At 67.3% G+C, this 20,342-nt stretch carries 13 protein-coding genes and 1 riboswitch; of the genes, 3 read left to right on the top strand and 10 right to left on the bottom strand.

Features of this window, described 5'->3' with window-relative positions; all coding sequences use genetic code 11:
• Positions 1 to 165: 165 nt before the first annotated feature.
• Together AC1DEY_RS13395 and AC1DEY_RS13390 are read right to left on the bottom strand one after the other, a co-directional pair.
• Complete coding sequence (locus tag AC1DEY_RS13395) at positions 166 to 1,818, bottom strand: bifunctional hydroxymethylpyrimidine kinase/phosphomethylpyrimidine kinase (protein ID WP_476868354.1); 1,653 nt, start codon at positions 1,816 to 1,818, stop codon at positions 166 to 168.
• Positions 1,801 to 1,898, bottom strand: a riboswitch (TPP riboswitch). (Overlaps the previous gene by 18 nt.)
• Positions 1,899 to 2,042: 144 nt before the next feature.
• Positions 2,043 to 5,300 carry an Rne/Rng family ribonuclease gene (locus tag AC1DEY_RS13390; protein ID WP_476868353.1) on the bottom strand — a complete coding sequence of 1,086 codons (3,258 nt, stop codon included), beginning with the start codon at positions 5,298 to 5,300 and terminating at the stop codon, positions 2,043 to 2,045.
• A gap of 478 nt (positions 5,301 to 5,778) precedes the next feature.
• Here AC1DEY_RS13390 and AC1DEY_RS13385 point away from each other — a divergent pair, with 478 nt between their 5' ends.
• On the top strand, positions 5,779 to 6,450 hold the full coding sequence (locus AC1DEY_RS13385; protein WP_441408753.1) for a vitamin K epoxide reductase family protein: 672 nt from the start codon (positions 5,779 to 5,781) through the stop codon (positions 6,448 to 6,450).
• Between the two features lie 112 nt (positions 6,451 to 6,562).
• Here the strand turns inward: AC1DEY_RS13385 and ndk are convergent, their stop codons facing one another.
• From ndk to ileS, 4 genes are read right to left on the bottom strand one after another with little or no spacing between them, the layout of a single operon-like run.
• Positions 6,563 to 6,976 carry a nucleoside-diphosphate kinase gene (ndk, locus tag AC1DEY_RS13380; RefSeq protein WP_390206304.1) on the bottom strand — a complete coding sequence of 138 codons (414 nt, stop codon included), beginning with the start codon at positions 6,974 to 6,976 and terminating at the stop codon, positions 6,563 to 6,565.
• A 51-nt stretch (positions 6,977 to 7,027) separates the two neighbouring features.
• On the bottom strand, positions 7,028 to 7,498 hold the full coding sequence (locus AC1DEY_RS13375; RefSeq protein WP_476868352.1) for a DUF4233 domain-containing protein: 471 nt from the start codon (positions 7,496 to 7,498) through the stop codon (positions 7,028 to 7,030).
• Between the two features lie 3 nt (positions 7,499 to 7,501).
• Positions 7,502 to 8,860, bottom strand: a complete 1,359-nt coding sequence (locus tag AC1DEY_RS13370; protein WP_476868351.1) for a bifunctional folylpolyglutamate synthase/dihydrofolate synthase — start codon at positions 8,858 to 8,860, stop codon at positions 7,502 to 7,504.
• A gap of 3 nt (positions 8,861 to 8,863) precedes the next feature.
• Entirely contained in the window at positions 8,864 to 12,205 is a 3,342-nt protein-coding gene (gene ileS, locus AC1DEY_RS13365) for an isoleucine--tRNA ligase (RefSeq protein WP_476868350.1), read from the bottom strand.
• A gap of 410 nt (positions 12,206 to 12,615) precedes the next feature.
• On the opposite strand from ileS, the gene AC1DEY_RS13360 reads away from it, so the two are divergent.
• A complete protein-coding gene (locus AC1DEY_RS13360; protein WP_476868349.1) occupies positions 12,616 to 13,707 on the top strand; it encodes an endonuclease/exonuclease/phosphatase family protein in 1,092 nt (363 codons plus the stop codon).
• 10 nt (positions 13,708 to 13,717) lie between these two features.
• Here AC1DEY_RS13360 and AC1DEY_RS13355 read toward each other — a convergent pair whose 3' ends face one another.
• Positions 13,718 to 14,518 carry an SDR family oxidoreductase gene (locus AC1DEY_RS13355; RefSeq protein WP_441408747.1) on the bottom strand — a complete coding sequence of 267 codons (801 nt, stop codon included), beginning with the start codon at positions 14,516 to 14,518 and terminating at the stop codon, positions 13,718 to 13,720.
• 95 nt (positions 14,519 to 14,613) lie between these two features.
• Here AC1DEY_RS13355 and valS point away from each other — a divergent pair, with 95 nt between their 5' ends.
• The gene (valS, locus tag AC1DEY_RS13350) at positions 14,614 to 17,232 is read left to right on the top strand and encodes a valine--tRNA ligase (protein WP_476868348.1); all 2,619 of its coding nucleotides are present in this window, start codon (positions 14,614 to 14,616) and stop codon (positions 17,230 to 17,232) included.
• 89 nt (positions 17,233 to 17,321) lie between these two features.
• Here valS and AC1DEY_RS13345 read toward each other — a convergent pair whose 3' ends face one another.
• The 3 genes from AC1DEY_RS13345 to clpX form a co-directional block, all read right to left on the bottom strand.
• Positions 17,322 to 17,615, bottom strand: a complete 294-nt coding sequence (locus AC1DEY_RS13345) for a putative quinol monooxygenase (protein ID WP_476868347.1) — start codon at positions 17,613 to 17,615, stop codon at positions 17,322 to 17,324.
• Between the two features lie 577 nt (positions 17,616 to 18,192).
• A complete protein-coding gene (locus tag AC1DEY_RS13340) occupies positions 18,193 to 18,810 on the bottom strand; it encodes a mycothiol-dependent nitroreductase Rv2466c family protein (RefSeq protein WP_476868346.1) in 618 nt (205 codons plus the stop codon).
• Positions 18,811 to 18,980: 170 nt separating this feature from the next.
• Positions 18,981 to 20,261, bottom strand: a complete 1,281-nt coding sequence (gene clpX, locus AC1DEY_RS13335; RefSeq protein ID WP_229993382.1) for an ATP-dependent Clp protease ATP-binding subunit ClpX — start codon at positions 20,259 to 20,261, stop codon at positions 18,981 to 18,983.
• Positions 20,262 to 20,342 lie beyond the last annotated feature (81 nt).

Below are 20,342 nucleotides of genomic sequence, written 5' to 3'. Positions count from 1 at the left end.
TCTAGRATACGCTAATTTTGCCTTCGGCCGCAAATGAGGCTGGTTCCGGGGGCAGTCCGTGACAGGCGCCACAACGCCTAGACTCTGCGTTCTTGATGTTGTGTTGCCGCAACGACTTCCGGAACCGTGCCCCACCATCCTACCGGCTGCACAGGCCAGCTCGCGTCAGGCGTGCAACCGCGGCGCGTCGAAGAAGTCCACTTCGTAGCGTGAGGACTGCCGGAAGGCCAGGGCCATGGCTTCCCGCTCGCGCCCGGATGCCTGCCGGGCCGCCGTGTCCATGTACGCGATGGCCTGCCGGGTGGCTGCGGCGAAGTCCTCATCGGCGTAGGTCCGCAGCCAGTCGGCGTAGGGATGCCCGGCGGGTGCGCCGCCGGAAAGGAACTCCCGGTGCAGCGTGGCGCCGACCTCAGCGTAGAGCCAGAAGCATGGGAGGGCCGCTGCCACGAGGACCCCGTAGCTGCCGGACACCGAGGCGGCCAACAGGTGATCGACGTAGGACTTCGTTACCGGGCCCAAGGTGGCCCCCGTGGGGCGGGTGCTGAGCCAGGTACGGTGCAGCTCGGACTCGACTTCCAGGCAGGTCTGCGCGGACCTGGCCCAGAACAGCTGCTCGGCCTCGGTGGGGGCGATCGCGGCGGCGCGTGCCAGGACCCGGGAGTAGCCGTTGAGGTAGATGGCGTCCTGGGCGAGGTAGTAGGCGAATTCGTGCTCGGGCAGGGTCCCGTCGGCCAGGCCGCGGATGAAGTCCAGGGCGTAGATGGCGTCAAGATCGGCGGTGGCCCCCGCGCGCAGGGCCGCGGCGAACTCGCCCTCCCCCGGAGCGTGGCCCGCATCGGCGTCGCCCACATGACTGTGGCCGACGTGGTGGAAGTGATGGACCGGGCCGTTGCCGTTGCCGACGTCCAGAACCGAGGCTTCGCGGAGTGCGCCCAGCAGCCACGGCTTGACCACCCGCAGCGCCGCTTCCCAGTCCCCCACCCGGGCCTGCACGGTGGCCATGGCCGAGGACAGGGAGCAGCCTGTGCCGTGGCTGTTGCGCGTCGCGATCCGCTCCCCCGGCACCACCACCGTTTCGGTGCCGAGCAGGCCCCCGGTGTTGACCAGCGCATCCGGGCAGCCGGCGTCGCCGTCATTCCCGAGCCCGCCCTGGAGGTGCCCGCCCTTGACCAGGACGGTGGCGCCGGTCAGCGCGGCCAGCCGTTTGCCCTGCGCCAGGGCCTCGGCCCAGTCGGCCGCGACGGGTTCCTTGAGCAGGATTCCGAGTTCGGCGAGGTTCGGGGTGATGAGGTCCGCCAGCGGCAGGAGGGCCTGCAGGGCGGCCTCGGCCGATTCCTGCAGGAGCCGGTCACCGCTCGTGGCGACCATGACGGGGTCCAGGACGACGACTGCGGGGCGCACCTTCTCCAGCCAGGTGCGGACGGCGTCGATCACACCGGCGTCGCCGAGCATGCCGATCTTGACTGCGTCAATGCCGATGTCCTCGCTGATGGCCTCCAGCTGGGCCGTGAGGAACGCCGCCGGGGGTACGTGGACGGCGCGCACGCCCTGGGTGTTTTGGGCGGTCAGGGCCGTGATGGCGGCCATCCCGTAGCCGCCATTCGCCGCGATGCTCTTGAGGTCGGCCTGGATCCCGGCCCCGCCGGACGGATCGGACCCCGCAATCGCCAGCACGCGGGGAATGCGCGGCGGCGCGGGCGGGCGGACCCCAGAGGGCAAGAAACCGGAGGGCAAGAAACCGCCGGGCAGAAAACTGCCCGGCTGAAAATCACTGGGCGGCAATTCGGACGGATTGGATTTCGCGGACAAGTCAGACATCCCTTCGCCGGTGCTAACCGGACAGGTTCAACGGGTCTGGATCTCAGCCGGCCCGATGCGCGGCACCCCGTGTCAGTGTTCCAGCCTAGCCGTTGCCACCGGGCTGCCCCGTTAACGCACGTGCGGGCCCGGGCCGAGCGGACGTATTGTTACGCCCGCTCGGCCCGGACCCGCACCCCAACCAGTCGAAGTGACCGGCCGGGGACGTGATCAGCCGCGGAGGACTACAGCTCCGAGGCCGGTACTCCGACGCCGAGGATGATCGGCTCGTTGCCGGCAGGGATGGACGCCCGCTGGGCCGCGGCGGGCGCCTTGGCCTCGTGAACCGACCCGGCCGCGGCCGGACGTGTGGCCTCGCGGTGTTCCACGGAGGTCTCGTTGGCTGCGCCCTGGGCACGGCTGGCGCTGCGGTTGCGGCGTCCGCGGCGGCCACGAGTCGTGTCCGCTGCCGGTGAAGCCGGGGCTTCCGAGGCGGGCGCGGCTGCCGGCGCCTCGGGGGCCGCGGGTGCCTGGGCTGCGGCTTGCTTGTCGGCCTGCTTGTCGGCCTGCTCACCGGCGTCGGCCTCGCCCAGGTTGGCGAAGGCCTCGGTCAGCAGGTCCAGGGTCAGGGCCGGTGCCTGGGTGTCCTCGGCGTGCTCGACGAAGGGCAGGGCAACCTGCTCGCCGCCAAACGTCAGCACGGTCGCGGGACGCCCGGCTGCTTCGTCCGCGGCGGCGAGGTGCGTAACGGCGTCGACGGCGGCCTGCCGGGCCCCGGCGTCGCTGGCCGCGGCTGCCTCCCCATCGTGCAGGTGCGCGGCGTGCGCCGCGGCGGCAATGTTCGCCAGCGCAGCCCGGGTGGCTTCAGCCTTGGCGTGGCGTTCAGCTTCGGTGGGCTCGGCGTGGACGGCCGCGGGCGTGGACGGCGCGGACTCGGGGCCCTGGCCTCCCCTGCCGCGGCGGCGGCTCTTGCGCTCGGTGCGGGCAGCCGGCTGGGCCGCCTCGGTGCGCGGCACATAGTGCTCCGCGGCGACCGTGTTGGCGCGGCGGTGTTCCACGGGCTCGTCATGGGTGACGATGCCGCGGCCCGCGCACGCCTCGCACTGCTCGCCGAAGACTTCCAGCAGCCCAGTGCCCATCCGCTTGCGGGTCATCTGCACGAGGCCCAGCGAGGTCACCTCAGCCACCTGGTGCTTGGTCCGGTCCCGGCCCAGGCACTCCACCATGCGGCGCAGCACGAGGTCGCGGTTGGATTCGAGCACCATGTCGATGAAGTCGATCACGATGATGCCGCCGATGTCGCGCAGGCGCAGCTGCCGGACCACTTCCTCGGCCGCTTCCAGGTTGTTCTTGGTGACGGTTTCCTCGAGGTTGCCGCCGGAGCCCGTGAACTTGCCGGTGTTGACGTCCACCACGGTCATGGCTTCGGTGCGGTCGATCACCAGGGACCCGCCAGAGGGCAGGAAGACCTTGCGGTCCAGGGCCTTGTGGATCTGCTCGTCGATGCGCCAGGCCGCGAAGATGTCCGTGTCCTTGGTCCACTTCTCGAGCCGGCCCACCAGGTCCGGAGCCACGTAGGTGACGTAGGCCTCGATGGTGTCCCAGGCTTCCTCGCCGGAGACGATCAGCTTGGAGAAGTCCTCGTTGAAGACGTCGCGGACCACCTTGATGGTCAGGTCAGGTTCGCCGTAGAGCAGCTCGGGGGCGAGGATCTTGGTGGACGTCGACTGGCTCTCGATGCCTTCCCACTGCGCGCGGAGCCGGTTGATGTCGTGGGTGAGCTCTTCCTCGGAAGCGCCCTCGGCCGCGGTGCGGACAATGACGCCCGCGTCCTCGGGCAGGCGGTCCTTGAGGATCCGCTTGAGGCGGTTGCGTTCGACGTCGGGCAGCTTGCGGGAGATGCCGGTCATGGAACCGCCGGGCACGTACACGAGGTAGCGGCCGGGCAGCGAGATCTGGCTGGTGAGGCGGGCGCCCTTGTGGCCGACCGGGTCCTTGGTGACCTGGACCAGTACGGAGTCGCCGGACTTGAGCGCGTTCTCGATCCGGCGCTGCTTGCCTTCGAGGTTGACGGACTCCCAGTTCACTTCGCCGGCGTACAGCACAGCGTTGCGGCCGCGGCCGATGTCCACGAAAGCGGCTTCCATGGACGGGAGAACGTTCTGGACCTTGCCCAGGTAGACGTTGCCGATCAGGGAATCCTGCTGGGTCTTGGACACGAAGTGCTCGGCCAGGACGCCGTCTTCGAGGACACCGATCTGGATTCTGTCGTCGCGCTGGCGGACGATCATCTGCCGGTCCACGGACTCGCGGCGGGCCAGGAACTCGGCCTCGGTGATGACGGTGCGGCGGCGGCCGGTGTCGCGGGATTCGCGGCGGCGCTGCTTCTTGGCTTCCAGGCGGGTGGAGCCCTTGACGGAGGTGACGCGGTTGTTCACCGGCGCCTCGGCCATGGCCCGCGGCGCGCGGACCCGGGTCACCGTGTTGGGCGGGTCGTCGCCTTCCCCGCCGGTCAGCTCCAGGTCCTGGTCACCGCGGCGGCGGCGACGACGGCGGCGGGAGGTCACGCCGTCTTCGAGGGTTGCTTCGGAGCCTTCCTCGCCCTCTTCGTCGGTGCCTTCTGAATCAGTCTCGGACTCGCCGGAGGTGCGGGTGCGCCCGCGCCGCCCGCGGCTGCGGCGTCGACGGCGGCTGCCGGCGTCCTCGTCCTCGTCGCCTTCCTCGTCTTCGGGCTCCGCTGCGGCAACGGGGGCCGGGCGCACCACGGTGCTGAGGTCGGGGGCCTGGAAGATCACGGACGTCAGGGCACCGGGTTCCATGAACAGCGAGGCGGCCGGGCTTTCCTCGGGCCGGGCCTGCGGCTCGTCGGCCGGGGTTTCTTCGGGCGCGGCCACGGCGGGCTGGGTTTCCGCCGAGGCTTCGGCGGTGGCTTCGGCCTGCTGAGCTTCAGCCGGGGCGGCTTCTTCGGCCGGGACGGCTACTGCGGGTACTTCTTCGGTTTTCGGTGCAGCCTTTGCCCGGCTGGCCCGGCGACGGACCGGCTTCTCTACTGCCTTCTCGGCTGTCTTCTCGTCTGCGGACGATGCCTCAGAAGCTTCTGCGGCGGGAGCCTCTGCGGCGGCCGTCGCGCTGGCCTCGGACTCATCGGCGAAGGCAGGGAGCGGTTCCGGGGCGGCCACGCTCTTGCGGGCACGGGTGCGCCGAGCAGGCGCCTTGACTGCAGTTTCGGGAGCAGCAGCTTCGGCAGCTGCGGCCTCGGAGGTTTTGGCGCCAGCTGCTTTGCCGCGAGCGGCGACGGGCTCATCCGAGCCGGCCGCCTCGGCCAGGGCTGCGGCTTCAGCCACCGCCTCCGCGGCAGCTGCGGCGTCCATCTTTGGTACCGGGGCCTTCCGGCGGGTCCGGACGGCCCTCTTCGGCGCTACCGGAGCCTCTGCTTCCGCAGTTAGTTCTACTTCCCCGGCTACTACGTTTTCGTTACCGGTTACAACCTGGTCATTATCCATATGTGGCGACACTCCTGCCCCTGATGCGCCGCCACATTCGGCGCCCGTTGGGGCAAATATGCGTCAACACCCGCAGGCATTGACAGAAGTCAATTGAATACCCTCAGGTTCGCACCGGCAGTGGGGTGCGGCAGCCCTGGAAGGCCGGCGAGATTGTTTTGGAACCCGTTGACCTACATGCCACAACCAGGTGCCGTCCAATGGCATTGCGGGACAGCTGGAATCAGAGGATCCGCAGCTCCCTGCTCATCATTGGCGGTCTTGAAACAAAATCGCCGGACCGGAATCCGGATGTGGATCGGGTTCCAGCCACGATCATTGTCTCACAGGAGGCGTCAAAGCTGGCGTAGGCAAGGCCGGAAGTGCTTCGGCCGCCACGGGGAGCGGCGGCCGGGCTGTTCTCCGGCACCGTCCAGTCTGCGGCGTTACAATCGGGCCAGAAGCACTCGACCACCACGACTAAAGGGACTCATATTCCATGCCCAGCATCTCCAGCACCGCCGGCGACGCGACCGTGCACCAGCCAGGCTCCGGTCCGGCTCCTGCGGACCGGTCTCTCCCTCCGATGACCCGCGACCGTCCGTTCGCCTGGCTCCTGCTGATCACCGGCGCCATCGGCTGGCTCGCGTCCGGGGCCCTGGTGCTGGAGAAGCTGGAAGTCCTGAAGGATCCGAACCACGTCACGGTCTGCGACGTGAACCCGTGGATCTCCTGCGGGCAGGTCATGCAGACACCGCAGAGTTCGGTGTTCGGTTTCCCGAACATGTTCATCGGCATCGTCGCCTTCGCCGTGATCATCACCACAGCCATGGGCATCCTGGCCGGCGCAAAATTCGCCCGGTGGTACTGGCTGGGGCTTCAGGCCGGCGTGACGCTGGGCTTCGCCTTCGTGGTCTGGCTCTGGTCTCAGGCCCTGTATTCCATCCACATCCTCTGCCCGTTCTGCATGGTGGTCTGGGCCGTGATGATCCCCTTGTTCGTCTGGGTGAGCGTCCGCAACATTTCCCACGGCGTGATCGCCCTGCCGGCGGGCCCCACCAAGGTCCTCGGCGACTCCGGCTGGATCATCACGGCGCTGCTGTACGTCGCCGTGATCGCCACGATCTTCTTCGCCTTCATCCAGGTCTTCATCGGGACTTCCGGATACTAGGCGCCCCGCAACCCACCCAGACACAAGGCACCAGACGCACCCAGATAACAGATAAGGCCAATGTTCACAGTGAACATTGGCCTTATCTGTTTTTTCGATCTGTCGCTGGGTGTTAGAACCAGATCTTGATTTCGCGCTCGGCAGACTCCACTGAGTCCGAGCCGTGGACCAGGTTCTGCTGTACCTTCAGGCCCCAGTCACGGCCGAAGTCGCCGCGGATGGTGCCGGGCGCCGCCGTCGTCGGGTCCGTGGTGCCGGCGAGGACGCGGAAGCCCTCGATCACGCGGTGTCCTTCGAAGATCGCGGCAACCACCGGGCCGCTGAGCATGAACTCAACCAGCGGCTCGTAGAACGGCTTGCCGATGTGCTCCTCGTAGTGCTGTTCCAGCAGCTCGCGGCTCGCGTCCACTTTCTTGAGCTCGGCCAGGGTGTAGCCCTTGGCTTCGATCCGGCTCAGGATGGCGCCGGACAGGTTGCGGGCGACGCCATCGGGCTTGATCAGGACGAGGGTGCGCTCAATGCTCACAGTTGCTCCAATGTGTTGGGTGGGATTCGGATCAAGTCTAAGGGGTGCGGGCTAGGGGCTCGCGGTGCCGGGCGTTTGTTCCGGCCCGGAGCCAGCGGGGTGGGCCGCGTCCCATTCAGCCTGCTCGCGTTCCCGCTGGGTGGCTTCCCGGTCAATCCGGATGCCGGTCCGGATCCCGTACCACCAGGACACGGCAAAGAGCGCGCCGACCAGGTACATGGCTGGTTCCACGAGGCCGCCCAGGATCAGGACGAGCTGCAGGACCCAGCCCAGGGCCACTCCCCAGGGCTTGGAGAGGACCGCGCAGGTGAAGATGAACACCAGGCACAGGCCGATCCCCACGGAGAAGACCAGTCCGGCCGGGTATTCGTTGCGGTGCAGCCCAAAGACGGCCAGGGTCCCGAAGAGCACGACGAAGGCTTCCAGCAGCAGGACTGTGGAGGCGAACATGACTTTCGTGGAACGCCGCTTTTTGGGCATGCCCGGGCGCCACTCGCGCTGGGCTTTGGTGAGTTTTGCCATCGCTTACGCATCCGCCTTTCCGAGCAGGATCCGGGCGTCCGCGACGAGCGTGATGGAGCCGGTCACCAGGACCCCGCCGGCGAGTTCGTCGTCGGCTTCGGCGCGTTCCACGGCCCATTCGAGGGCGTCGTCCAGCTTCGCCGCGATGTGGATGTTGTCCTCGCCGAAGCCGAGGTCAACAGCAATCTCGGCGAGATCCTCGGCCGGGACGGCCCGGGGCGAGTTGGACTCGGTGAAGCAGTATTCGGTGGCGAGGCCGCCCAGGGATTCCTTGAGCTGGCGGAGGATTTCCTCGGCGTCCTTTTCCCGCAGGACGCCCACCACCACCACCAGCTTGGTGAAGTTGAAGGCCTCGTGGATGGCCTCGGCGGAAACCCGGATGCCTTCGGGGTTGTGGGCCGCGTCCACGATGATGGTCGGCGACGTGCGGACCACCTCGAGCCGCCCCGGGGAGGTGACGGAGGCGAACGCTTCCTGCAGGATCTCGGCGTCGATCGGCTTTTCCCCGCCGAAGAACGCTTCCAGGGCGGCGATCGCGACGGCGGCGTTCTCGGCCTGGTGGGCGCCGTGCAGCGGCACCAGCAGGTCCTCGTAGCGGCCGGCAAGGCCCTGGATGGTGACCATCTGGCCGCCCACCGCGACGGTGCGGGCTTCGACGCCGAACTCCACGCCCTCGAAACGGAACGGGACGTTGACCTCCTTGGCCTTCTCCAGCAGGACCTGGGCCGCGTCGACGGGCTGCGCCGCGCTGACCAGGAAGCCGCCGGGCTTGATGATGCCGGCCTTCTCGTAGGCGATGTCACCGGTGGTGTCGCCGAGCAGGTCGGTGTGGTCCAGGGAGATCGGGGTGATCACGGATACCTGGCCGTCGCCGACGTTCGTGGCGTCGGTGATCCCGCCCAGGCCCACCTCGATCACGGCGACATTGACCGGCTGGTCGGCGAAGACCGCGAAGCCCAGGATGGTCAGGCACTCGAAGTAGGTCAGCCGCGGCTGGCCCTCGGCCTCGAGTTCGCTGTCCACGATCTGCAGGTAGGGCCGGATCTCGTCCCAGATCCGGACAAACGTCTCGTCCGGCACAGGGGCGCCGTCGATGCTGATCCGCTCGGTGACCTTGGACAGGTGCGGGCTCGTGTAGCGGCCGGTGCTCAGGCCGTGGGCGCGCAGCCCGGCCTCGATCATCCGGGCCGTGGAGGTCTTGCCGTTGGTGCCGGTGACGTGGATGATCGGGAACGCCTTGTTCGGCTCCCCCAGGATTTCCATGGCACGGAACAGCGGGGCGAGCCTTGGTTCCATCTTGTTTTCCGGCGCCCGGCCCAGCAGCTCGGCGTAGACGCTCTCTACGGAGAATTCGTCGGTCATGGCTTAGGCCCCAACTTTCTTGGCAACACTGACCTGCGGGTCCTTGATGTCGGCCGTCACGGTTTCCAGCTCGATGGTGAGGGTTTCGGTCTTGACGAGCTCGGCGTTGGCCAGCAGCGCCTCGACGACGTCAGGTTTGGCGGTGACGGAGGTGCTGATCCGGTCGCTGACATTGAGTCCGGCGTCCTTGCGGGCCTGCTGGATGGCGCGGACCATGTCACGCGCCGTCCCCTCGGCCTCGAGTTCGGGTGTGACCTCGGTGTTGAGGACCACGAACCCGCCGCCGGGCAGGACAGCCGCCGCGCGGGATCCTTCGCCTTCCGCGGCTTCGGCCACGACGGTTTCCAGCGTGTACTCCTGCGGTTCGAGCTCGAGGCCGCCGGCGGTGACCACCCCCGCGTCGCTGACCGACCAGTCGCCGGACTTGGAGCCCTTGATGGCCTGCTGGACGTTCTTGCCCAAGCGCGGGCCGGCGGCGCGGGCGTTGACCACGAGCTTCTGTTCGATGCCGAACTCCTCCGGGGAAGCGCTCTCGGCGTCGAGCAGGCGGACCGAGCGCAGGTTCAGTTCATCGGCGACGACGGCGGCGAAGCCTCCCAGCGCGTCCGCGCCGGGTGCCACGACGGTGAGCTCCTGCAGCGGCAGGCGCACGCGCAGGTTCGCTGCCTTGCGCAGCGAGGAGCCGGTGGAGCAGATCTGCTGGACCCGGTCCATCGCCTCGACCAGTTCGGCGTTGGCCGGGAACAGTCCGGCGTCCGGCCAGTCGGCCAGGTGCACGGAGCGGCCGCCGGTGAGGCCTCGCCAGATCTCCTCGGAGACCAGCGGCAGCAGGGACGCGGCCACGCGGCAGACCGTCTCCAGCGCCGTGTAGAGCGCGTCGAAGGCGTCCACGTTCTCGTCGAAGAAGCGCTGGCGGCTGCGGCGGACGTACCAGTTGGTGAGCATGTCCAGGTAGCTGCGCAGTTCGTCGCAGGCTCCGGAGATGTCGTAGCTGTCCAGCTGGGCGGTCATGTTCCGGGCCAGGTCCCCGGTGTTGGCCATCAGGTACTGGTCAAGGGTGTCGGCGTAGCCGTCGTAGCGGAGCTTCGCGTCATAGCCGTTCCCGTTAGCAGCAGCGTTCGTGTACAGGGTGAAGAAGCTGTAGACGTTCCACAGCGGCAGGATGACCTGGCGGACGCCGTCGCGGATTCCCTGCTCGGTGACCACGAGGTTGCCGCCGCGCAGGATGGGGCTGGACATCAGGAACCAGCGCATGGCGTCGGAGCCGTCGCGGTCCAGGACCTCGGAGACGTCCGGGTAGTTGCGCAGGCTCTTGGACATCTTCTGCCCGTCCGAGCCCAGCACGATGCCGTGGCTGATGACGTTGCGGAAGGCCGGCCGGTCGAACAGCGCGGTGGAGAGGATATGCAGCATGTAGAACCAGCCGCGGGTCTGGCCGATGTACTCGACGATGAAGTCCGCCGGGTTGTGGGTGTCGAACCATTCCTCGTTCTGGAACGGGTAGTGCACCTGGCCGTAGGGCATGGAGCCGGAGTCGAACCAGACGTCCAGGACGTCCTCGACCCGGCGCATGACGGACTGGCCCTCTTCCGGGGTGCGGGGGTCATCCGGGTTCGGGCGGGTGAGATCGTCGATGAACGGCCGGTGCAGGTCCACCTCGCCGGCCTTGTTCAGCGGCAGGCGGCCGAAGTCGGCCTCGATCTCGGCCAGGGAGCCGTAGACGTCGGTGCGCGGGTAGTCGGGGTCGGTGGACTGCCAGACCGGGATGGGGCTGCCCCAGTAGCGGTTGCGGCTGATGGACCAGTCGCGGGCGTTGGCGAGCCACTTGCCGAACTGGCCGTCCTTGACGTTGCCCGGGATCCAGTTGATGTCCTGGTTCAGTTCGGACATGCGGTCCTTGAACTTGGTGACCTCGACGTACCAGGAGGACACGGCGCGGTAGATCAGCGGGTTGCGGCAGCGCCAGCAGTGCGGGTAGCTGTGCTCGTAGCTGGCCTGGCGGACCAGCCGGCCCTGGGCGCGGAGCACCTGGGTGATGGGCTTGTTGGCCTCGAACACCTGCAGTCCGGCGATTTCGGCCAGCGGGCCGTGGCTGAACAGCGGCAGGAATTTGGCGCCCTCGTCCACGGAGAGGACCACGGGGATGCCGGCCTCTTCACAGATTTTCTGGTCGTCCTCACCGTAGGCGGGCGACTGGTGGACGATGCCGGTGCCGTCGGTGGTGGTGACGTAGTCGGCCTCGAGGAAGCGCCAGGCGTTCTGGTTGCCGTACTTCTCGTTGTCGTGGAAGTAGTCCCAGAGCGGCTCGTAGGCCAGCCCGTCGAGCTCGGCGCCGGTGTGGCGGGAGGTGATGGCGGCTTCCGCGGCGGCGACTCCCTCGGCGCCATCGCCGTAGCCAAGGTCCTTGGCGTAGGCGCCCAGGAGGTCCGCGGCGAGCAGGAAGCTGCCCGTGACCGGGGCCTCGGCAGCGGCGGCCTTGATCCCGTGCGGTCCGGCTGGCAGGATCACGTAGGTGATGGAAGGCCCGACGGCGAGCGCCGCGTTGGTGGGCAGCGTCCAGGGCGTGGTGGTCCAGGCGAGCGCCTGCACCCCGGCGAGCTGCTTGGACAGCTCCGACTCCCCCGCCGTGATCGGGAAGGTCACCGTGACGGTCTGGTCCTGGCGGTTCTTGTAGACGTCGTCGTCCATGCGCAGCTCATGGTTGGACAGCGGCGTCTCGTCCTTCCAGCAGTAAGGCAGCACACGGTAGCCGTTGTAGGTCAGGCCCTTTTCGTGCAGCTGCTTGAAGGCCCACAGCACGGACTCCATGTACTCGACGTTGAGGGTCTTGTAGTCGTTCTCGAAGTCCACCCAGCGCGCCTGGCGGGTGACGTAGCTCTTCCACTCGTCGGCGTACTTCATGACGGAGGCACGGCAGGCGTCGTTGAACTTGTCGATGCCCATGGCCTCGATCTGTGTCTTGTCCGTCATGCCCAGCTGCTTCATGGCTTCCAGCTCGGCGGGCAGGCCGTGCGTGTCCCAGCCGAAGCGCCGCTCGACGCGGCGGCCGCGCTGGGTCTGATAGCGGCCCACGAGGTCTTTGGCGTAGCCGGTCAGGAGGTGGCCGTAGTGGGGCAGGCCGTTGGCGAAAGGCGGGCCGTCGTAGAAGACGAATTCGTTGCTGCCGGGCTTCCCGCCGGGAAGGTCAGAGTCCCGCTGGTCGATGCTGGCCTGGAAGGTGCCGTCCTGGTCCCAGTACTTGAGGATGCGCTCTTCGATCTCCGGGAACTTCACGGAGGCGGACACGCCTGCTTTGGTGGAACCGGCGCCTGCGGGTGCGGCGGAGGCCTTGGGGTAATAAGTCATCTCGACATCCTGGGTTGAGCGGCGAACACATGTATTCATTCAGGATGCGAGGACGGCCCTGCACTGTCTTTCGACAACACCGGCACCGCGGTACCACCTCACTTACCGCCACCGGGGTGCGCCTTTTCAAGAAAGGGCTGCACCGGCGTCGGCCGCTCATTACTGCTGTGACGGGCTTACCCGTCCGGTTCTACTGGCCCCAGCGATTTCAAGCTAAGCGATCGCATGCCTCGCGGGGGCGTTCTTCCGGAAGCTCACCGGTGATGGCCGGGTCAAAGCTGCTAAGACGATGGTACCGGAGAAAATACGGCGTTTCACAGCGCGGCAAACTCTGCCGGGAGGGGCGACGCCGGCGGCCCGACTGCATAGACTCGTGCCATGACCGCCCCTGGGCCGCCGCAGGCCGATCAGTGAAGAGCCGCAGCTCGAGCCACCGCTGGCAGCTCTCTTCTGTGCTCTGCGCCGCACCCGTCGCGGCAGTGTCCCTCTTCCGGGCGATCCCGGTGCCATGGCCGGCCCCCGTGGTGCAGCTCGTGGCCTTCACTCCCTGGTTCGTGCTCCCCGCCGGCGCTGCCGTCGTGCTGGCGCTGCGCGCGCGCCGTCCCTGGCTGGCCGTCCCGGCCGGCGCCCTCCTGGCCCTGCAGCTGCTGTGGCTGTTCCCGCCCGACCGCGTGGCCGACCGACTCCTGGCGCGCCAGGCGGACCCGCCGCAGGAGCAGTCCACCGGACAGGGCACCGGACAGGGCAGCAGCGTCCGGGGCGGCGGAGCGCTGCCGGCGGCCGAACTGACAGTCATGAGCCTCAACGCCTGGAAGGGCCAGGCGGACGCCGCGGAGGTGGTGCGGCTGGTGCGCGAGAACGGCGTCGGGCTCCTTGCCGTCCAGGAGCTCTCCCCGGCCTTGGAAAGCCGGATGGATGAGGCGGGGCTGGGCGCGCTGCTTCCGTACCGGATCAGCCGCACGAGGGACGGCGCGGGCGGCGGGGCCGTGTACTCCTCCCGCCCGCTCCGTCCGGTGGACTCCGTGGACGGTTCAGCCTTCCACATGCCCACGGTGCAGCTGGAGCTCGACGCCGGCGGCCGGGCCGTATCCCTCAACGTCACCAACGTGCACGCCAAGGCTCCCGTGTGGGGCCGGGCAGGACAGTGGCGGAGCGAACTGGCCGCCCTGGGCCGCGTTGCCGCCCGTCCCGGCAACGTGCTGCTCCTGGGCGACTTCAATGCCACGCTCGACCACGCCGAGTTCCGCCAGATACTGGCGGGGGCCGCCGGAGCAGGTTCCGCCGGCGACGGCCAGGACGGAACCCTCGTCGACGCCGGCGCCGCGGCCCTGGCCCGTCTGGTGCCGACGTGGCCCATGGCCGGCCCGCCGCTGCCCGGCGTGGTGATTGACCACATCGTGACCGGCCCGCAGGTGCGCAGCCGTGGCTACACCGTGCTGCCGGTCGCCGGGTCCGACCACGCGGCGGTCCTCGCCACGCTCTACGTACCGGCCGGTGGATAAGCGCCCGGCGTCAGGCTTTGCGGATCAGCTTGTAATTCGCCGCCTGCGCCACCGGGCGGATCACGATCTGGTCCAGGTTGATGTGGTGCGGCGCGACGACGGCGTAACGGACCACGTCCGCGACGTCCTCGGCGGTGAGCGGCTTCTCGACGCCCGCGTAGACCTTGGCCGCCGCGTCCTGGTCGCCGAGGCGGTTCAGGGCGAATTCCTCGGTCTGGACCAGGCCGGGGGCCACCTCGATCACGCGGACGTTGTGCTCGGCCTCTTCGAGCCGCAGTGCCCCGGTCAGGGCGTGCTGGGCGAACTTGGCCGCGTTGTAGCCGCCGCCGCCCTCGTAGGCCCCGAGCCCGGCGGTGGAGGTCAGGTTCAGCACGGTTCCCTCGCCGCCGGCACGCAGCATCGGCAGGAACGCCCGGATCAGCTTCATGCTGCCCAGCACGTTGACCTGGAACATCCATTCCCAGTCCTCGGTCTTGGCACCGGCGATCCTGTCGGCGCCGCGGGCTCCGCCGGCGATGTTGATCAGCGTGTCGATGCCGCCGGCCCGGGTCACCTCGTCGAGCAGCCGGGCCACGTCGGCGTCGTCGGTCACATCGGCCGGAAGCGCGACGGCGCCGGTTTCGGCGGCGAGCGCCTCGAGCCGGTCGGCACGGCGGGCGACGGCGAACACGGTCCAGCCTTCGCTGCGGAGCGCCCGCACGGTGGCCTCGCCGATTCCGGTGCTCGCGCCGGTGACCAGTGCTGCTTTTGCTGTTTTTGCGTCGGCTGCTGCCGTATTTGCAGTTCCTGCGTTATCGGTTCCCTCAGTCATGGCACCACCCTAGCGGCAACGACGGGGACCCCGCGCCGCGTGCCCAAAGTACGGTCCGGTGTCTTCGAGGGCAGAAATAATGGAGAATTGAGCCCATGGCTGAAGACAAACAGGGTACAGACACGCCCACCACCGCCCCCATCAACGTTCCGGACAAGCCCGCCCTGGAGGGGCTGGAAGACACGCTCACGCAGCGCTGGCTTGACGAAGGGACCTACAAGTTCAACCAGGACACCACGCGGGAACAGGTCTACTCGATCGACACCCCCCCGCCCACGGCGTCGGGATCCCTCCACGTCGGACACATGTTCTCCTACACGCAGACCGACGTCCTGGCGCGCTACCAGCGCATGACCGGCAAGAACGTCTTCTACCCCATGGGCTGGGACGACAACGGCCTGCCTACCGAGCGCCGCGTGCAGAACTACTACGGCGTGCGCTGCGATCCGGCGATCGCCTACGACGCCGCCTACCGGCCCCCGGCGGAGCCCGCCAAGAACCAGCGCGACTTCGACGTCATTTCACGGCGGAACTTCATCGAGCTGTGCGAAGAGCTCGCGGTCGAGGACGAGAAGGTGTTCGAGCACCTCTTCCAGACCCTGGGCTTGTCCGTGGACTGGGACCTGACCTACCGGACCATCGATGATAAGTCCCGCGCGATCTCCCAGCGCGCCTTCCTGGCCAACCTGGCCGCCGGCGACGCCTACATGGCCGAGGCGCCCACGCTGTGGGATGTCACCTTCCGCACGGCGGTGGCCCAGGCCGAGCTTGAGGACCGCGAAGTCGCGGGCGCCTACTACCGCTACCCGTTCTTCACCGAAGACGGCGAGAAGATTTACATCGAGACCACCCGCCCCGAACTGCTGGCCGCCTGCGCCGCGCTGGTGGCGAACCCCGACGACGAGCGCTACAAGCCGCTGTTCGGCAAGAAGGTCACCTCTCCCCTGTTCGGCGTCGAGGTAGAGGTCAAGGCCCACCCGCTCGCCAAGGCGGACAAGGGCTCCGGCGTCGCCATGGTCTGCACCTTCGGCGACCTTACCGACGTCACGTGGTGGCGCGAGCTGCAGCTGCCGACCCGGGCGATCGTGGGCCGTGACGGCCGCATCCTCGGCGAGACCCCGGAGTGGATCACCACCGAGGAAGGCCGCGCCAACTTCGCGGCCATCGCCGGCAAGACGGTGTTCAGCGCCAAAGAGGGCGTGGTGGAGCTCCTGGCCGCCGCGGACCTGCTCGACGGCGAACCGAAGAAGATCATGCACCCGGTGAACTTCTTCGAGAAGGGTGACAAGCCCCTCGAGGTCGTCACCTCCCGCCAGTGGTACATCCGCAACGGCGGCCGCGACGAGGACCGCCGCGAACGGCTGATCGGCCGCGGCAACGAGATCGAGTTCCACCCATCCTTCATGCGCTCCCGCTACGAGAACTGGATCTCGGGACTCAACGGCGACTGGCTCGTGTCCCGCCAGCGCTTCTTCGGCGTGCCGGTGCCCGTCTGGTACCCGCTGGATGCCGACGGCAACCCCGTATACGACGCCCCGATCGTCCCGTCCGACGCGCAGCTCCCGGTGGACCCCGCGGCGGATGCGGCTCCCGGCTACGAGGAAGCCCAGCGCGATGTGCCGGGCGGCTTCACCGGCGACGCGGACGTTCTCGACACGTGGGCAACGTCCTCGCTGACGCCGCAGATTGTGGGCGGCTGGAGCACCGACGAGGCGCTCTTCGCCAAGGTCTACCCGTTCGACGTCCGCCCGCAGGGGCACGACATCATCCGCACGTGGCTGTTCTCCTCCGCCGTCCGCGCCGACGCGCTGCAGAAGACGGCGCCGTGGAAGCACGCGGCCATCTCCGGCTGGATCCTGGACCCGGACCGGAAGAAGATGTCCAAGTCCAAGGGCAACGTCATTGTGCCCACGGATGTGCTCGACGAGTACGGCTCCGACGCAGTCCGCTACTGGGCTGCCTCGGCCAGGCTCGGCGCGGACACGGCCTACGAGATCGCCCAGATGAAGATCGGCCGCCGCCTGGCGATCAAGCTGCTCAACGCCTCCAAGTTTGTCCTGAACCTGGGCGCCACCGAGGACTCGGTGGTTTCCGGTGACCTTTCGGTGCTGAGCAACCCGCTGGACCGGGCTGTCCTGGCCCAGCTCGCCGACGTCGTGGCGCAGGCCACCAAGGCGTTCGAGGGCTATGACTACGCCCGGGCCCTGCAGATCACCGAGAGCTTCTTCTGGAACTTCACGGACGACTACGTGGAGCTCATCAAGGACCGCGCCTATGGTGCGGCCGGCGAGGAGCAGCAGGCGTCCGTGCTGGCCGCCCTCGCGACGAGCCTGGACACCCTCCTGCGGCTCTTCGCGCCGTTCCTGCCGTTCGCCACGGAGGAAGTCTGGAGCTGGTGGCGCACCGGTTCCGTGCACCGCGCCCAGTGGCCGTCCGCCATCGCGGTCGACGGCGATACGACCCTCCTSGCCACGGTCGGCACCGCGCTCAGCGGCATCCGCAAGGCCAAGTCCGAGGCCAAGGTCAAGCAGCGCACCGAGGTGCTGTCCGCGACGATCACGGCCTCGGAATCCCTCACCACGCAGCTGAAGGCCGGCCTCGCCGACCTCAAGGCCGCCGCCAACGCACGGGAACTGGCGCTGGTTGCCGGCGAGGGCGAACTGACCGTCAGCGACGTCGTGCTGGCACCGGCCGAGCCGCCCGCSCAGTCCTAGCAGGCTGCGACAACCAMAAGGGGGCCTCCGCCCGGCTYAGGCCGGGCGGAGGCCCCYTTTKKTTTTCKGGTCTTTGCCTTCCGGGCGCCCTAAATCTCGAAGGAGGTCTCGAAGCGTGTCAGCACGGGCGGGGCCGCCAGGAGCTCTCCCAGCCCGCTCGCGCCGGGCCCTGCCCGCCASGCGCGGTAGGCGGAATCGTGCTCCAGYGATGCCCACTGTTCCACCACAAGAAAGTGYGCCGGATCATTGSTGTCGACCAGCACATGGACRCCGAGGCAGCCGTCAAACGCCCGTGTATCGGAGAGGATGTCGCGGAGCACGTCAGGCGCCGTGGGCAGGGATTCCGCTTTAAGGTTCAAATCAAGGTGGGCAGTGATRGGCATGGCGCTCCAATGGTCRCGGGCGGACAGGACACAGGACAGYACCGGCCGGATGTATGGACATCACGGRACCGCKGCCCTGCCATTGGAARCAACAGCGGTGCAATCGGGCTTGTTCCTTCKGCCSTGATCCGCAGRCCGGGGTGCTCGCCTGTCGYTGCAAGGTCAGGACCCCACSCTCTGACCAGTTTTTGGGCAATCACCAGATTTTGGACCCTGCCAGTTTTTGGACCCTGCCAGTTTTTGGACCCTGCCAGTTTTTGGGCAAAGGGGAAGCCCCATCAGCGTTAGCCGTTGGTGGGGCTTCGACTTTTCGATTGTCACGTGACGTCTTAGACAATCTGGCGGGATCCTTGGATTTCCAGGTCTTCCTACCTCGTCACTGGTAGCCATCATCTGACTTTGCCGAAGGCTGCGTCGGATGAGTGTCACTGAATCTTTGGTTCCTGCGTCCCTCTTCTTTCGAAGTGGGTAAGTTCCATTGTTATCCTCCTGTTTGCCATACACAAGAGCCCCGAAAGAACTACATCAGAGTAATTCTTTCGGGGCTCCTRGAGGTATCCGCGCGGTKCCCGGARGCCTAGTTGAAGGCCGGGCTTTCGGACCGGCTGCGCTTGATTTCRAAGAAGTACGGGAAGGATGCCAGGGTCACYGTGGCGTCCCAGATCTTCCCGGCGTCCTCGCCGCGAGGGATGCGGGTCAGGACCGGGCCGAAGAAGGCCGTGCCGTTGAATGCCACCACCGGGGTGCCCACGTCCTGTCCGACCAGGGAGATGCCGGCCTCGTGGCTGGTGCGCAGCTSGGCGTCGAATTCATCGCTTTGGCCGGCKGCGGCCAGTTCGGCGGGCAGTCCTGCCTCGGCCAGGGACTTGGCGATGACCTCGTCAATGTCCTTGTTGCCTTCGTTGTGGATTTTGGTGCCCATGGAGTCGTAGAGCGGCTTGATGTACTCCGCGCCATGCTGTTCCGAGGCGGCAATGATGACGCGGACCGGAGCCCACGCCTTCTTCATGAACTCCTTGTACTGCTCGGGCAGTTCCTCGCGGCCYTCATTGAGTACGGCAAGGCTCATCACRTGCCACTCGGTCTGGATGTCGCGGACTTCTTCGACTTCGCCGATCCAACGCGAAGTGACCCAGGCGAAGGGGCACATGGGGTCGAACCAGAAGTCGGCTTTATTGGTCAGGGTTTCAGGCACAGGTGTTCTCCTTATGGAAGTCTGCGGGATGGAAGTCTGCGGGTAAGCGCGCTGCGGCAGGCAGGTCGGATGAGATCAGGTCAGGTCAGATGCCAGTCGTACATCAGACGCAGGGCGCGCCAAAGGTGACAGCTATCGCTGGGCCTGATTTATTCCGGGCGTCAGGACGGTCAGGCGGACTTGCGGCGCTTGACGTCGTGGGCGATCATCGTGGGCGCCGCCTTCTTGGTCACGACCTCTTCTGTGATCACGACGCTCGCGACGTCGTCGCGGCTGGGGAGATCGAACATAACCGGAAGCAGGACTTCCTCCATGATGGCGCGGAGCCCGCGCGCCCCTGTGCCCCGCTCCAGCGCCTGGTCGGCGATGGTGTTCAGTGCCTCGTCCTCGAAGATGAGTTCGACGCCGTCGAGCTGGAACATCTTCTGGTACTGCTTGACGAGGGCATTCTTGGGCGTGGASAGGATCTGGATGAGCGCTGCCCGGTCCAGGTTCGAGACCGTGGTGATGACCGGCAGCCGGCCGATGAATTCCGGGATCAGCCCGAATTTGAGCAGGTCCTCGGGCATGACCTCGCCGTAGGAATCCGTGGTGTTCTTGACCTCGTTGAGGGGCGCKCCGAAGCCGATGCCCTTGCGTCCGGAACGAGAACCGATGATGTCCTCGAGCCCGGCGAAGGCGCCGGCCACGATGAACAGCACGTTGGTGGTGTCGATCTGGATGAATTCCTGGTGCGGGTGTTTGCGGCCGCCCTGCGGCGGGACGGAGGCCACCGTGCCCTCGAGGATTTTCAGGAGCGCCTGCTGCACGCCCTCGCCCGAGACGTCCCGGGTGATGGACGGGTTTTCGCTCTTGCGYGAGATCTTGTCGATCTCATCGATGTAGATGATGCCCTGTTCGGCCTTCTTGACGTCGTAGTCGGCGGCCTGGATGAGCTTGAGGAGGATGTTCTCGACGTCCTCGCCGACGTAGCCGGCCTCGGTCAGGGCCGTGGCGTCGGCCACAGCGAACGGGACGTTGAGGCGGCGGGCCAGGGTCTGGGCCAGATAGGTTTTGCCGCAGCCGGTGGGACCGATCAGCAGGATGTTGGACTTGGCGATCTCGACGTCGTCGTGGTGCACGCCGTCCGCGAGGCTGCCGCTCTTCGGGGCGTGGCCGGCCTGGATCCGCTTGTAGTGGTTGTAGACCGCGACGGCGAGCGACCGCTTGGCCGGCTCCTGGCCGATCACATATTCCTGCAGGAAGTCAAAGATCTCGCGGGGCTTGGGCAGTTCGAAACTGCCCAGGTCAGCTACTTCCGCGAGTTCTTCTTCGATGATCTCGTTGCAGAGTTCGATGCACTCGTCGCAGATGTAGACGCCGGGCCCGGCAATGAGCTTGCGAACCTGCTTCTGGCTCTTTCCGCAGAAAGAACACTTCAGCAGATCAGTGCTCTCGCCAATCCGAGCCATGTGTGAACCCCTTTAGTAGCTTGCTGCTGGCTGTGACATGTTCCACTCTAGGTCACTTTGGGCCCGTTGGGTGGAAAGCGG

It is taken from the genome of Arthrobacter sp. 05T47 (assembly GCF_056395825.1).
Note: the sequence above shows the minus strand (reverse complement) of the source record. Positions and strands in the feature narration are given on the sequence as shown.

Excerpts from the sequence above, each read along its gene's own strand:
- AC1DEY_RS13390 (WP_476868353.1), bottom strand. The coding sequence starts at position 5,300 with ATGGATAATGACCAGGTTGTAACCGGTAACGAAAACGTAGTAGCCGGG.
- AC1DEY_RS13385 (WP_441408753.1), top strand. The coding sequence starts at position 5,779 with ATGCCCAGCATCTCCAGCACCGCCGGCGACGCGACCGTGCACCAGCCA.
- AC1DEY_RS13395 (WP_476868354.1), bottom strand. The coding sequence starts at position 1,818 with ATGTCTGACTTGTCCGCGAAATCCAATCCGTCCGAATTGCCGCCCAGT.
- AC1DEY_RS13370 (WP_476868351.1), bottom strand. The coding sequence starts at position 8,860 with ATGACCGACGAATTCTCCGTAGAGAGCGTCTACGCCGAGCTGCTGGGC.
- AC1DEY_RS13355 (WP_441408747.1), bottom strand. The coding sequence starts at position 14,518 with ATGACTGAGGGAACCGATAACGCAGGAACTGCAAATACGGCAGCAGCC.
- AC1DEY_RS13375 (WP_476868352.1), bottom strand. The coding sequence starts at position 7,498 with ATGGCAAAACTCACCAAAGCCCAGCGCGAGTGGCGCCCGGGCATGCCC.
- ileS (WP_476868350.1), bottom strand. The coding sequence starts at position 12,205 with ATGACTTATTACCCCAAGGCCTCCGCCGCACCCGCAGGCGCCGGTTCC.